Origin of the sequence: Streptomyces sp. NPDC127129 (assembly GCF_042671585.1) — a bacterium.
In the GTDB taxonomy this organism is placed as follows: domain Bacteria; phylum Actinomycetota; class Actinomycetes; order Streptomycetales; family Streptomycetaceae; genus Streptomyces.
This window is the reverse complement of sequence record NZ_JBHXTV010000006.1, coordinates 380,388-393,221: the sequence shown is the minus strand read 5'-3', so window position 1 is coordinate 393,221 and position 12,834 is coordinate 380,388. Positions and strand designations below refer to the sequence as shown.

13 protein-coding genes are annotated in these 12,834 nt (G+C 72.0%); 6 read left to right on the top strand and 7 right to left on the bottom strand.

Annotation, left to right across the window (positions count from 1 at the left end; genetic code table 11):
* The first annotated feature begins 583 nt into the window (after positions 1 to 583).
* The 5 genes from ACFVGW_RS14875 (at position 584) to ACFVGW_RS14855 (ending at position 5,094) form a co-directional block, all read left to right on the top strand.
* Positions 584 to 1,708: a protein kinase gene (locus ACFVGW_RS14875; RefSeq protein WP_385852227.1), complete on the top strand. Its 1,125-nt coding sequence runs from the start codon at positions 584 to 586 to the stop codon at positions 1,706 to 1,708.
* Positions 1,709 to 1,801: 93 nt separating this feature from the next.
* Positions 1,802 to 2,023: a hypothetical protein gene (locus tag ACFVGW_RS14870; RefSeq protein ID WP_385852226.1), complete on the top strand. Its 222-nt coding sequence runs from the start codon at positions 1,802 to 1,804 to the stop codon at positions 2,021 to 2,023.
* Between the two features lie 114 nt (positions 2,024 to 2,137).
* On the top strand, positions 2,138 to 2,437 hold the full coding sequence (locus tag ACFVGW_RS14865) for a DUF6191 domain-containing protein (protein ID WP_385852225.1): 300 nt from the start codon (positions 2,138 to 2,140) through the stop codon (positions 2,435 to 2,437).
* A gap of 70 nt (positions 2,438 to 2,507) precedes the next feature.
* Positions 2,508 to 4,331, top strand: coding sequence for a S9 family peptidase (locus ACFVGW_RS14860; RefSeq protein ID WP_385852224.1), 1,824 nt, complete (start codon positions 2,508 to 2,510; stop codon positions 4,329 to 4,331).
* A gap of 22 nt (positions 4,332 to 4,353) precedes the next feature.
* Entirely contained in the window at positions 4,354 to 5,094 is a 741-nt protein-coding gene (locus ACFVGW_RS14855) for an SURF1 family protein (protein ID WP_385852223.1), read from the top strand.
* A gap of 79 nt (positions 5,095 to 5,173) precedes the next feature.
* Here ACFVGW_RS14855 and ACFVGW_RS14850 read toward each other — a convergent pair whose 3' ends face one another.
* The 7 genes from ACFVGW_RS14850 to ACFVGW_RS14820 form a co-directional block, all read right to left on the bottom strand.
* Positions 5,174 to 6,370 (bottom strand): hypothetical protein, encoded by a 1,197-nt coding sequence (locus ACFVGW_RS14850; RefSeq protein ID WP_385852222.1) that lies wholly within the window; start codon positions 6,368 to 6,370, stop codon positions 5,174 to 5,176.
* Complete coding sequence (locus ACFVGW_RS14845) at positions 6,367 to 7,098, bottom strand: SigE family RNA polymerase sigma factor (RefSeq protein ID WP_383222395.1); 732 nt, start codon at positions 7,096 to 7,098, stop codon at positions 6,367 to 6,369. Before ACFVGW_RS14845 ends, ACFVGW_RS14850 begins: the two co-directional genes overlap by 4 nt.
* A gap of 280 nt (positions 7,099 to 7,378) precedes the next feature.
* A complete protein-coding gene (locus ACFVGW_RS14840; protein ID WP_385852221.1) occupies positions 7,379 to 8,449 on the bottom strand; it encodes an aspartate-semialdehyde dehydrogenase in 1,071 nt (356 codons plus the stop codon).
* Complete coding sequence (locus ACFVGW_RS14835) at positions 8,446 to 9,717, bottom strand: aspartate kinase (protein WP_352190376.1); 1,272 nt, start codon at positions 9,715 to 9,717, stop codon at positions 8,446 to 8,448. Before ACFVGW_RS14835 ends, ACFVGW_RS14840 begins: the two co-directional genes overlap by 4 nt.
* A 341-nt stretch (positions 9,718 to 10,058) precedes the next feature.
* On the bottom strand, positions 10,059 to 10,721 hold the full coding sequence (locus ACFVGW_RS14830) for a DUF5063 domain-containing protein (protein ID WP_385852220.1): 663 nt from the start codon (positions 10,719 to 10,721) through the stop codon (positions 10,059 to 10,061).
* A gap of 41 nt (positions 10,722 to 10,762) precedes the next feature.
* Positions 10,763 to 11,362 carry a recombination mediator RecR gene (gene recR / locus ACFVGW_RS14825; protein ID WP_383222400.1) on the bottom strand — a complete coding sequence of 200 codons (600 nt, stop codon included), beginning with the start codon at positions 11,360 to 11,362 and terminating at the stop codon, positions 10,763 to 10,765.
* A 73-nt stretch (positions 11,363 to 11,435) separates the two neighbouring features.
* Positions 11,436 to 11,771, bottom strand: a complete 336-nt coding sequence (locus ACFVGW_RS14820; protein WP_385852250.1) for a YbaB/EbfC family nucleoid-associated protein — start codon at positions 11,769 to 11,771, stop codon at positions 11,436 to 11,438.
* 302 nt (positions 11,772 to 12,073) lie between these two features.
* On the opposite strand from ACFVGW_RS14820, the gene ACFVGW_RS14815 reads away from it, so the two are divergent.
* Positions 12,074 to 12,811 carry an SLATT domain-containing protein gene (locus tag ACFVGW_RS14815; protein WP_383570044.1) on the top strand — a complete coding sequence of 246 codons (738 nt, stop codon included), beginning with the start codon at positions 12,074 to 12,076 and terminating at the stop codon, positions 12,809 to 12,811.
* Positions 12,812 to 12,834 lie beyond the last annotated feature (23 nt).

The following is a 12,834-nucleotide window of genomic DNA, read 5'->3' as shown; positions in this document are numbered from 1 at the left end:
AGTGAATGCGCTGGGGCCGTTGTGACGATCGCCGCCATAGCGCCCGCGCGGGCGCCGGTCGTGAAACCTCCGGCACCCGGGAGGACTTGGTCATGCCCTCGACAGCAACCAGTAGCGGCGGGTGCCCTCTCCCAGGCCCATGGCACAGGTTGGCTCCCGGTGGGCACCGCAGCCATGTCCCTCCTGGGAGCCGTCTGGGAGCCGACTTGCTCCCCAAGCCCCCGCGACACCGCCCGAGCCCGCCGCACGCCAACGCTGTGACCAAGCGAAATGGCAAACCGGCCGGTGAAGATCTGGACCGAACCTCATTCGGGACGAAGAGGTCGTGGGTTCGAATCCCGCCACCCCGACAGCTGAAACACCAGGTCAGGGGCCTGATCCGCGAGAGCGGGTCGGGCCCCTGAGTGGTTTCCGGGGGCGTCTGCGGGGCCGGGGCGCGTGTGGGAAGTGGATCAAGCGGCTCTACCCTGATACCCGCATCGGTGCCGGACGGCGGAGTACGGCGACGCGTGCTTCCTCTCAGGTTGTCGACCGTCGAAAGGCTGGGTCTCAGGTGCTGGTCGCGGACCGATATCGGCTCCACATGTGTGTCGGCCGTGGCGGCATGGGCGAGGTGTGGCAGGCCACCGACGAGGTGCTCGGGCGGGCCGTCGCGGTCAAGTTGATGCTGGGGCACGAGACCGATCCCTCCGCAGCCGAGCGGTTCCGGCTGGAGGCGCAGACCGCCGCTCGGCTGAGTCATCCGCATGTCGTCGGTGTCTTCGACTTCGGTACGTGGGACGGAAAGCTGTTCCTCGTCATGGAGTTGGTCGAGGGATCGAGCCTCGCCTCCGAGCCCGGCGGGCCGCCCCTGGTGCTGCCGGCCGAGCGGGTGGCCGTCGTGGCCGCCCACGCCGCCGCCGGGCTCGCCGCCGCGCACCGGGAGGGCGTGGTGCACCGGGACATCAAGCCCGGGAACCTGCTGGTCGACGGCGACGGGACCGTGAAGCTCGCGGACTTCGGGATCGCCCGGTTCGTCGACGACCCCTCCGCCGCGCTCACGACCACGGGCCAGATCGTCGGCACCGGCCTCTATCTCGCCCCCGAGCGGGCCCTCGGGCGGACCGCCTCCCCCGCGTCCGACGTGTACTCGCTCGGCTGTGTGCTGTACCAACTCCTCACCGGACGGCCCCCGTTCCAGGGCGACACCGCCACCGCCCTGCTGTACCAGCACATCGACACTCCGCCCGCGCCGCCCCGGCAGCTCGGGGTGGGGCTGCCCGCCGCGTTCGAGGCGTACCTGCTCACGCTGCTGGCGAAGGAGCCCGAGCAGAGACCTCCGGCCCAGGCGATCTCGGACTGGTTCACCTCGGGGGCGTGGCGCGAGCACCCGCAGCCCCCGCACCGGCCCGTACCGCACGCGGCGCCCCCGTCCCGGTCCCAGCCGAGGTCCCAGCCGAGGTCCCAGCCGAGGTCCCAGCCGAGGTCGCAGCCCAGGTCTCAGAGCAGGTCGCAGCCTCGGTCGCAGTCCCGACCCCAGCCGCACTCCTCCCGGCCACAGCCCCGACCGCAGCCGCGGGCGGCCGTCGCGCCGCCCCGGCGGCAGGCGCGCCGGGGCGAGAGCGGCCTCGCGGCCCTCTCCCGGCGACGCCCCAGGAAGACCGCCGCCGTCGCCGGCGGCATAGCCTTCGTCGTCTTCCTGCTGATCGGCATGGCCTGGCTGTCGTGAGCCGGCCGGGCCGCGGCGGCTCCACGGACGCTCCGTGACCCGAACGGGGTCCGCCGAGTGGCCCTGCGTCTCCCGGTCCGGTCCCCTGGTGACATGCACCCCCTTCGGACAGTCGCCGAGGCGGCGGCAACCGTTCCCCCCGAAGTCGTCTCCGACTCCGGCCCGTCCGTGCTGGCCCTCGGCCTCGGCGCCGCCGCCGTCGCGGGCGCCGTGATCACCGCCGTCGTCCGCAGCCGGCTGTCGAAGACGCTCGGCGGGTCGTCGCCGGGACGGGCAACCCGAGCGGAGTCGGCGTCGGACGGCTCCGGAGGCTGACCACCTGTTCGACGGGGCGTCAGAGTCCGCGAGCCGGTACGGGAGTTGTGGATCGGTCACGTCGTCGGCGCACGAGGGCCGCCGTTCCCGGGGAAAGCACGGACAATGGCGGGTATGGAGTTCGCCGTGTTCGTGACCCTGCCCGGGCTGGTCGTCCTGCTGACCGTCGTCGCCTTCGCCGACCAGGTCCTGCGGCTGACCGGGCGCGGCCGGCGTACGGGTCAGGTGTCGTCGACCGGTTTCGAGCAGCTTCACGCCACGTTCTCGCAGGGCAAGCAGAACGAGCTCAAGGAGCGGCAGAGCGCCCTCGTCCTGCGGGACGACGAGGAGGACGGCGCCCCTCCGCACCGCTCGACGGTGGATCTGGCGGGCGGTCGCGCGGTGATCCGGATCGACGGGGTCCGCGGCCGATAGCGCCCGGAGTTATCCACAGGCTGCGGACGAGGCGAACGGATTGTCGGCGGATCGGAGCATGATGGGGGCCATGACCGAGAGCAACGAGATCACCGACACCTCCGACGTCCCCGCCTGGGAGCAGCGGTTCAGGGCCGCGCGCGTGTCCCTTCCCGAGTGGGCCGAGGAGGCGCCCGGCCGTTCGCTGTTCGTGTCCAACGCGACGGGGACGTACGAGCTGTACGCCTGGGACCGGGAGACCGGCGCGCAGCGACAGGTCACGGACCGGCCGAACGGGACGACGGACGGCACGCTGTCGCCGGACGGCCGGTGGATCTGGTGGTTCTCGGACAAGGACGGGGACGAGTTCGGGGTGTGGATGCGCCAGCCCTTCGCCGGCGGCCCGGACGAGCCCGCCGTGCCCGGCCTCGCGCCCTCGTATCCGGCGGGGCTCGCGATCGGCCGCGAGGGGACGGTGGTCGTCGGCCGCTCGACGGACGAGGAGGGTTCGACGATCCACCTCGTACGGGACGGGGCGGCGCCCGTCGAGATCTACCGGCACCGGGAGTCGGCCGGGGTGGGGGACCTCTCGCACGACGGCTCGCTGATCGCGATCGAGCACACCGAGCACGGCGACGCCATGCACTCGGCCCTGCGGGTCCTGCGCGCCGAGGACTCCTCCCTCGTGGCCGAGCTGGACGACTCCAAGGGCGGCACGGAGGAGCTGGGCCTCGCGGTCCTCGGCTTCGCGCCGGTGGACGGGGACACCCGGCTGCTCGTCGGGCACCAGCGGCGGGGCCGCTGGGAGCCGCTGCTGTGGGACGTGGCGACCGGCCGGGAGACCGATCTCCGGCTGGAGCTGCCGGGCGACGTCTCGGCGGAGTGGTACGCGGACGGCACCGGGCTGCTGATCGTGCACAGCTTCGAGGCGCGCAGCGAGCTGTGGCGGTACGACATCGCGACGGGTGCGCTGGTCCGGGTCGAGACCCCCGCCGGGTCGGTGTCGGAGGCCACGACCCGCCCAGACGGCAGCGTGGAGTTCCTGTGGTCCTCCGCCGCCGAGCCGCCGCAGGTGCGCTCGACGGACGGTGGGGTCGTCCTCGACCCGCCCGGCCTGCGGGCGCCCGGTTCGGTGCCGGTGGAGGACGTCTGGGTGGAGGGGCCCGGCGGCCGGATCCACGCCCTCGTCCAGCGGCCGGCGGAGGGCGAGGGGCCGTTCCCGACGATCTTCGAGGTGCACGGCGGGCCGGCCTGGCACGACAGCGATGCCTTCGCCTCGGGCCCGGCGGCCTGGCTGGACCACGGGTACGCGGTGGTCCGGGTCAACTACCGGGGTTCGACCGGGTACGGCCGGGAGTGGACGGACGCGCTCAAGCACCGGGTCGGTCTGATCGAGCTGGAGGACGTCGCCGCGGTCCGTGAGTGGGCGGTCGCCTCGGGGCTCGCCGACCCGGCCAGGCTGGTCCTGTCCGGTGGCTCGTGGGGCGGCTATCTGACGCTGCTCGGGCTCGGCACGCAGCCCGGCGCCTGGTCGGTCGGGCTCGCCGCCGTCCCGGTCGCGGACTACGTGACGGCGTACGAGGACGAGATGGAGGCCCTGAAGGCGCTGGACCGGACGCTCTTCGGCGGCTCTCCCGAGGAGGTGCCGGACCGGTTCGAGGCCTCGTCCCCGCTGACGTACGTCGACCGGGTCACGGCGCCGGTGTACATCTCGGCGGGCGTCAACGACCCGCGCTGCCCGATCCGCCAGATCGACAACTACGTGGACCGGCTGGGCGCCCGGGGCGCGGTCCACGAGGTGTACCGGTACGACGCGGGGCACGGCTCCCTGGTGGTGGAGGAGCGGATCAAGCAGGTCCGTCTGGAGCTCGCCTTCGCCGCGCGTCACCTGGGGACCCGGCCGGTCGAGGGGTGAGGCCGCTGCGTACCGTGGAGGGGTGTACCGGTTCCTGAAAACGCCCCGCTGGTGGGGGATCAACGTCTTCGTCCTGTTGGCGATCCCGTTCTGCCTCTTCATGGGGACCTGGCAGATGGGCAAGTTCGAGGACCGCGTCGACTCCCACCGGGAGGCGGAGCAGGCCCCGGATCCGGGCACGCTGAGGACCGAGCCGCTGAACGCGCTGCTGCCGGTGGACAAGGAGACCTCGGGCCGGCACGCGGAGGCGCGCGGGCGGTACGGGGAGCAGTTCCTGGTGCCGGACCGTGAGCTGGAGGGCCGTGCGGGCGCGTACGTCCTGACCCTGCTGAAGACGGACGAGGGCAAGTCGCTCCCGGTCGTACGGGGCTGGCTGCCGGCCGGCGCGAAGGCACCGGCCCCGCCGACGGGCCGGGTCACCGTCGTGGGCGCCCTGCAGGCGTCCGAGAACACGGGGACGAAGGGCGTCCACGCGGCGGGAGGCCTCCCGGACGGCCAGCTCGGCATGATCAGCGCGGGGTCGCTGGTCAACCTGGTTCCCGACGAGGTCTACGACGCCTGGATCACGCTCACGGATTCCCCCGCCGGGCTGACCCCGGTCCCGGCGGCGGCCGCGGCGGGCACGTCGCTCGACCTGAAGGCGTTCCAGAACCTCGGCTACACGGCGGAGTGGTTCGTCTTCGCGGGCTTCGTCGTCTTCATGTGGTTCCGCCTCCTGCGCCGCGAGGCGGAGGCCCACCGCGACGCGGCCCTGGGCCTGTAGGCGCCCGCGGGCCCTTTGCGGCAGCTCGGCCGGCCCGGGGGCCGCGGGCAGGCAGTCCGCCCGCGCCCCCGGAGGGCCGCTACGACGCGTTCAGCACGCCCGTGCGGTAGATGGTGCCCGCGCACGCGTTGGGGATCGTCGTGGCCGCCTGAGGGCCGCCGGGCTCGGCGGTGTGGCTGATCGCGACGCTGCCGTCGGCAGGCGTCCCGTCGACGCGGAACTGCGGAGCCGCACCGTCGACGGCGTCACCGTTGCCGGTCGAGCCCGAGGCTCCCGACGCCGCGCCCTCGCCGTCCTTCGTGGGACTCGGGGTCGGGTCCACGCTCGGGCTCGGGTCCACGCTCGGGGTCGGCTCGGGGTCCGGGGGCGTACCGGTGGTCGGGCACGTCTCCGCGGGGACCCAGGCGAACTTCACCTCGTACGCGCCGTCCGGCCTCAGGAGCAGCGTGGACGACTCCTGCGAGGGGTCGGGCAGTCCGCTCGCCGCGTCCCCGGAGGTGTGCGCCACGACCGAGATCCTGGCCGGGTCCGCCGCCCCGAGGGCCTGGAAGCCGACGCTGCCGTCGCCGCTCACCACGCACTCCTTGCCGGAGACGTTGGCCACGCGGAACGTGCCGTAGACCTTCCCCTCGGCGTCCGGGCCGCCCGCCTGCACCGAGCTGACGGCCAGCTGCGCGGCGTCGCACACCGGCGAGGACCCGGACGGGGACTTCGAGCCGCTGCCCGCGCTCTCGTTCGCACCGTCCTCGGAGGCCCCGCCCTCGGCGCCCTGGCTCGGAGGGGCGGTTCCGGTCGGCGCGCCGCCGCCGTTCCCGCCGGTCTCGACGCCGGTCTCGGAGCCGGTGCCGCCCTGCGCCTGCTCGCCGTGGCCGGCGTTGACGGCCTGGTCGGCCGTGATGCCACCGGATCCCGCGACGTGTACGAAGGCGGGGACGGCGGTGCCGAGCAGCACGGCGGCCGCGGCGAAGCCGACGACGGCCTGACGCTTGCGGGTGCGCCGTGCGGGTACGGCACGGCGCAGGTGGTCGAGGGCTCCGTCGGTGGGCTCCAGGTCGGCCACCGCGCCGTGGAGCAGCCTGCGCAGCGCCAGTTCGTCGCCGCCGAAGAGGTCGTCGTGGCCGTCGGCCCGCTCGTTGTCCGGCCCGTCGTTCACAATCCCGTGTCCCATGTCGTCGCGGTCGCCGTCGGGCAGCCCACTCGTACCGCCGCTGTTCTCCTCGCCCGGGCCCTTACCGGGGGAACCCGTGCCGCCGGGCCTCGTGTCGTCGGTGCTCATGCCGTCGCCTCCATAGCGACGCGCAGCGCCGCGATGCCACGCGAGCCGTACGCCTTCACCGAACCCAGGGATATGCCGAGCGTCTCGGCCACCTGGGCCTCCGTCATGTCCGCGAAGTACCGCAGCACGAGCACCTCACGCTGACGCCGCTGCAGCCCGCGCATCGCCTTGATGAGCGCGTCCCGCTCCAGCTGGTCGTACGCGCCCTCCTCCGCGCTCGCCATGTCCGGCATCGGCTTCGACAGCAGCTTGAGGCCGAGGATGCGGCGGCGCAGCGCGGAGCGGGAGAGGTTGACGACGGTCTGGCGCAGATAGGCCAGCGTCTTCTCCGGGTCGCGGACCCGTTTGCGCGCGGAGTGGACGCGGATGAACGCCTCCTGGACGACGTCCTCGCAGGAGGCCGTGTCGTCGAGGAGCAGCGCGGCGAGACCGAGCAGCGAGCGGTAGTGCGCTCGGTAGGTCTCGGTCAGATGGTCGACGGAGGTGCCCGCGGACACAGCGCCTTCAGTGCTCTCGCGGGGCGAGGGGATGCCGGACACGCCGGTCGTCCGGGTCCCTGCGGGCATGGGGGCGATCACCGGCATTCCGCCGGCCGGACGCGGGCGCCTGAGCGGGCGCACCACGGAGCCCGCGGTGCCGCGTGCGGGAACGGTGAGCGCCCCTCGCGCGGGGACCACTGTCGTGCCGCGGAGCGGGACGACGGCTGCGATGTCGAGTACCTCTGCCACGCCTGTTGGACACGCTTCCCCCCGTCAGGGTTGTACGAGTACGCCACCGTTTTTGACGGTGCACCAAAAGCCCTCATGCGTACCCGCTCTTCCCCAATGCCCCGTATTCACAGCACGTTCTCCGACACACCACATGGGTGCGCCGAGAGACGCATCCCACCCAACTACCGGTTGCGGTAAGGGGTGAAGAGCATCGTCGAACATGCCGTCACCCCAGTTCAAGGGGCATCTGACGCCGATTTGCTCACAGGTCGTCCACAGATCCTACAAAGTCGAACGATCAGTCGTCGCCGATTTCCGGACGCTCGGGGCGAATGATCGACTCCGCGATCTGCACGGCGTTCAGCGCGGCGCCCTTGCGGAGGTTGTCGCCGCAGACGAAGAACTCGAGCGTCCGCTCGTCGTCCATCGACCTGCGCACGCGCCCGACCCAGACGGGATCCGTGCCCACGACGTCGGCGGGCGTGGGGAAGTCGCCCGAGGCCGGATCGTCGAAGAGCACCACACCGGGCGAGGTCGCCAGGATCTCGTGCGCGCGCCCCACGCTCACCGGACGCTCGAAACGCGCGTGGACGGAGACCGAGTGCGCGGTCACCACCGGGACGCGCACACAGGTGGCCGCGACGTGCAGCCCGGGGAGGTCGAGGACCTTGCGGGTCTCCTCGCGCAGCCGCACCTCCTCGGAGGACCAGCCGTCCTCCCGCAGCTCCCCCGACCAGGGCAGCACGTTGAGCGCGACCGGACCGGGAAAGGGCCCGGTGTCGTCGCCGACGGCCCGCCGTACGTCACCGGGGTGCGTGCCCAGCTCGGTCCCGGCCACCATCGACAACTGCTCGCGCAGGGCGGCGATGCCCGCCTGCCCGCCTCCGCTCGCGGCCTGCTGGGCGGTGACCACCAGCTCGGCCACACCGAACTCGGCGTGCAGCGCGCCCACGGCGACGATCAGCGCCAGAGTGGAGCAGCCGGGGCTCGCGACGATGCCCCGGGGCCGTACCCGTACGGCGTGCGGATTGATCTCGGGGACCACGAGCGGCACGTCCGGGTCGGCCCGGAACGCCGCCGAGGTGTCCACGACCACCGCGCCCTTGGCCGCGGCGATGGGCGCCCAGCGGGCCGCGATGTCCTCGGGCACCAGGAAGAGGGCGAGGTCGACGCCCTCCAGTGCCTCCTCGCTCAGCGCGAGGACCTCGGTCTCCTCACCGCGCACGGCCAGCTTGCGGCCGGCCGAGCGCGGCGAGGCGACGAGTCGGATCTCGCCCCAGACGTCCGCGTGCTGCGTGAGCATCTGGAGCATGACCGCACCGACGGCTCCGGTCGCACCGACGACCGCGAGCGTCGGCTTGGGGGTCATCGTCCGGTGCCTCCGTAGACGACCGCCTCGTCGGAGTCGCTGTCGAGACCGAAGGCGCTGTGCACGGCGCGCACGGCCTCGTTGACGTCGTCGGCGCGGGTGACGACCGAGATGCGGATCTCGGAGGTGGAGATCAGCTCGATGTTGACACCGGCGTCGGAGAGCGCCCGGAAGAAGTCGGCGGTGACGCCGGGGTTCGTCTTCATACCGGCGCCGACCAGGGAGATCTTGCCGATCTGGTCGTCGTAGCGCAGCGAGTCGAAGCCGATCGCGCCCTTCGCCTTCTCCAGGGCGTCGATGGCCCTGCGGCCCTCGGCCTTGGGAAGCGTGAAGGAGATGTCCGTCAGGCCCGTGGAGGCCGCGGACACGTTCTGCACGATCATGTCGATGTTGATCTCGGCGTCCGCGACGGCGCGGAAGATGGCCGCGGCCTCGCCCGGCTTGTCCGGCACGCCGACGACGGTGATCTTCGCCTCGGAGGTGTCGTGGGCGACGCCCGAGATGATGGCCTGCTCCACCTTGCGGTCCCCTTGCGGCTCGTTGCTGACCCAGGTGCCCTGCAGCCCCGAGAAGGACGAGCGGACGTGGATCGGGATGTTGTAACGGCGTGCGTACTCGACGCACCGGTGCAGCAGCACCTTGGAGCCGGAGGCGGCGAGCTCCAGCATGTCCTCGAAGGAGATCCAGTCGATCTTCTTCGCCTTCTTCACCACACGCGGGTCGGCCGTGAAGACGCCGTCGACGTCGGTGTAGATCTCACAGACCTCGGCGTCGAGCGCGGCGGCGAGGGCGACGGCGGTCGTGTCCGAGCCGCCCCGGCCGAGCGTGGTGATGTCCTTCTTGTCCTGGGACACACCCTGGAAGCCGGCGACGATGGCGATGTTGCCCTCGTCGAGGGCGGTGCGGATCCGGCCCGGCGTGACATCGATGATGCGCGCTTTGTTGTGGACCGAGTCGGTGATGACACCGGCCTGGCTGCCCGTGAACGACTGGGCCTCGTGGCCCAGGTTTTTGATCGCCATGGCCAGCAGGGCCATGGAGATCCGCTCTCCGGCGGTCAGCAGCATGTCGAACTCACGCCCGGCAGGGATCGGGGATACCTGCTCGGCGAGATCGATCAACTCGTCCGTCGTGTCGCCCATCGCGGAAACCACGACGACCACCTGGTGGCCGTTCTTCTTGGCGTCCACGATCCGCTTGGCGACCCGCTTGATGCCCTCGGCATCGGCAACGGAGGAGCCTCCGTACTTCTGCACGACAAGGCCCACGTGCGCTCCTCGGTCAGTCTCTGCCGCAGTCATTACTGCGGTCGGCTCAGTTTAACGAGCGGCCCGGAATCGCCGACCGTATATCGCATCCTGAGATGTCCCGCTCAGTCAGTGATCACGCCCTGGGCGAACCGGACCGCCCGGTGGGTCTGCCTGCCCGGGAGAGCCGGGGGTACGCGGCGACGGGCCGAGATGTGCGCGGGCTCACACCATGCCGCCCGGTACGCGGGCTCACACCATGCCGCCCGGTACGCGGGCTCGCACCCCGCCGCCCGGTACGCGGGCTCACACCCCGCCGCCCGGTGCGCGGGACGCGCAGCACGCCGGCGGGTGCGCGGTCCCTACTTCTTGAGCGTGCCGAGGCCCAGCGGGCCCGCGATCTCCTCCGCCATGACGCGCCCCGCCTCCTCGGCGAGGTCGTCCTCGGTCAGGTCCTCGTCCGTGTCGAGGCCGTCCAGGGCCGCGAGGGGCTGGTCGAGCCGGACGTGGGCGACGAGGGACTGCAAGGCCCGCAGCGTCGCAGAGGCGGTCGGGCCCCAGTTGGAGAAGTACGAGAACTGCCACCACCACAGGGCCTCGCTCGTACGCCCCGCCCGGTAGTGGGCCAGTCCGTGCCGCAGGTCGGTGACGATGTCGGCGAGGTTGTCGGAGATCCGGGCCGGCACGGGCGCCTTGCGCGGCTCGTACGGGTCGAAGACCTCGGAGAAGACGTCCACCGGGTCGAGCATCACCGCGAACCGCTCGCGCAGGTCGTCCACGTCCGGCTCCGGACCCGTGTCGGGCTCGTACCGCTCGTCCGGGAGGATGTCCTCGTGCGCGCCCAGACGGCCGCCGGCGAGCAGCAGCTGGGAGATCTCCAGGAGCAGGAAGGGCACCGCGCTGTCGGGCTCGTCGCCCTTGGCCACTTCCGTGGTCGCCACGATGAAGGACTCGATCGAGTCGGCGATCTGGACCGCGAAGTCGTCCGGGTCCTGCGTGATCGCGTGCAGTGTGGCATCAGACATCGCGGGTGCCTCCTTCGGGCGCGGGCGCGCAGACCCTGTCGTCATACATCTAGCAGTCGCCGCCCCTCGAAGGCACGCCCCAGCGTGACCTCGTCGGCGTACTCCAGATCGCCGCCGACCGGCAGGCCGCTCGCCAGACGCGTGACCCTGAGGCCCATGGGCTTGATCATCCGCGCCAGGTACGTCGCGGTGGCCTCGCCCTCCAGGTTCGGGTCGGTCGCCAGGATCAGCTCGGTGACCGTCCCGTCCGCGAGCCGCGCGAGCAGCTCACGGATGCGCAGGTCGTCCGGGCCGACGCCCTCGATCGGGCTGATCGCGCCGCCGAGGACGTGGTAGCGACCGCGGAACTCACGCGTCCGCTCGATCGCCACGACGTCCTTCGGCTCCTCGACCACGCAGATGACCGACAGGTCCCGCCGCGGATCGCGGCAGATGTTGCACTGCTCCTGCTGCGCGACGTTGCCGCAGACCGCGCAGAACCTGACCTTCTCCTTGACCTCCAGGAGCGCGTGCGCGAGACGGCGTACGTCGGTCGGCTCGGCCTGGAGGACGTGGAACGCGATCCGCTGGGCGCTCTTGGGACCGACGCCGGGCAGCCTGCCCAGTTCGTCGATGAGGTCCTGAACCACGCCTTCGTACAACGCGAGCGCCCTTCTCAGAAGTGCTTGTTTCTTACGGTAGTGGCTGCGGGGGCGCCTTAGAAGCCCGAGCGCCTCAGAAGCCCAGGCCCGGCATGCCGCCGAGGCCCTGCGTCAGCGGGCCCAGCTTGTCCTGCTGGAGCTGCTGGGCGTTGTCGTTGGCGGCCTTGACCGCGGCCACGACGAGGTCGGCCAGCGTCTCGGTGTCCTCCGGGTCGACGGCCTTGGGGTCGATCACCAGGCCGCGCAGCTCGCCGGAGCCGGTCACGGTCGCCCTCACCAGTCCACCGCCCGCCTGGCCCTCGACCTCGGTCGCGGCGAGCTCTTCCTGGGCCCGCGCGAGATCCTGCTGCATCTTCTGGGCCTGCTGGAGGAGCTGCTGCATGTTGGGCTGGCCACCACCGGGAATCACGGTCACTCCTGGCATTTCGACGGTATACGGATGACATCCGGACGACTGATGTGACGACTGACGTTCGGTACGGCCGAGCCTACGTGGTCCATGCCCGGCCTGCCGCCACAACTCTTTCGAGTGAGAAACTGCGGGCTCCTCTACCTGATCAAGACCCTCTTGCGGGCGGAAATCCTGGGATTCCGGGCCCACAGCCCACCATTCGGCGGTAGGAAGGGCAGGCACCACGTGCACCGCACGTCACAGAAGGACACGAGCGCTGAGCTGAACAGAGGAGTGCCCCGGTGAGCCAGCAGCCGGAGATGCAGCCGCCGCAGCCGCAGCCCGGGAAACCGGGACGACCGGGAGAGCCCGGGCGGCCGGCCGCGCGCCGCGATCTGACCGGGACACCGTTCCCGCTCGGCGACTGGGGCGAGCCCGCGGAGCGTCTGGACGAGCTGTACCGCTGGGTCGAGTCCCACGCGCTGAGCACGGCGGAGTGGTACCTCTCCGACCGCGTCTGGAAGCGCCGCTGCGCCCGGGCGCTGCGGCTCGGTACGGCGCTGGGCGTGGTCGTCGGCGCTGCGCTGCCGCTGCTCGATCTGACGGGCGCGGCGGACGGGGCGGCGGGCTGGGGGTACCTGTCCCTGCTGCTCGGCGCGGCGTGCGTGGCGTGCGACCGGTACTTCGGGCTGACGTCGGGCTGGATGCGGGACGTGGCGACGGCGCAGGCGGTGCAGCGCAGGCTGCAGGCCCTGCAGTTCGACTGGGCGTCGGAGAGCGTACGGGAGGTCCTCGGGCCCACCGAGGGGACCGCGAGCGAGGCGGCGGAGCGGTGCCTCGGGGTGCTGCGCAAGTTCTCGGAGGACGTGACGGAGCTCGTACGGGCGGAGACGGCGGACTGGATGGTCGAGTTCCGCTCCGGCCCCACGCCGCTGGCCCTGCAGTCGGTGGGGGCGGCCGGGACCCGGCCCGAGGGCGGGCACCCGTCGGCCCGTTTCCCCCTTCCGCCGGGCACCCGCCCCAACATGCCGAGGCAGCGGCCGCCCGAGCCGCGCTGACCGTATGCACGGGAATGCCGACC

What these genes read in the sequence shown, in the direction of transcription:
- ACFVGW_RS14840 (WP_385852221.1), bottom strand. Translation starts at nt 8,449, where the DNA reads ATGACCCCCAAGCCGACGCTCGCGGTCGTCGGTGCGACCGGAGCCGTC.
- ACFVGW_RS14875 (WP_385852227.1), top strand. Translation starts at nt 584, where the DNA reads ATGTGTGTCGGCCGTGGCGGCATGGGCGAGGTGTGGCAGGCCACCGAC.
- ACFVGW_RS14865 (WP_385852225.1), top strand. Translation starts at nt 2,138, where the DNA reads ATGGAGTTCGCCGTGTTCGTGACCCTGCCCGGGCTGGTCGTCCTGCTG.
- ACFVGW_RS14815 (WP_383570044.1), top strand. Translation starts at nt 12,074, where the DNA reads ATGCAGCCGCCGCAGCCGCAGCCCGGGAAACCGGGACGACCGGGAGAG.
- ACFVGW_RS14860 (WP_385852224.1), top strand. Translation starts at nt 2,508, where the DNA reads ATGACCGAGAGCAACGAGATCACCGACACCTCCGACGTCCCCGCCTGG.
- ACFVGW_RS14870 (WP_385852226.1), top strand. Translation starts at nt 1,802, where the DNA reads ATGCACCCCCTTCGGACAGTCGCCGAGGCGGCGGCAACCGTTCCCCCC.
- ACFVGW_RS14850 (WP_385852222.1), bottom strand. Translation starts at nt 6,370, where the DNA reads ATGAGCACCGACGACACGAGGCCCGGCGGCACGGGTTCCCCCGGTAAG.
- ACFVGW_RS14830 (WP_385852220.1), bottom strand. Translation starts at nt 10,721, where the DNA reads ATGTCTGATGCCACACTGCACGCGATCACGCAGGACCCGGACGACTTC.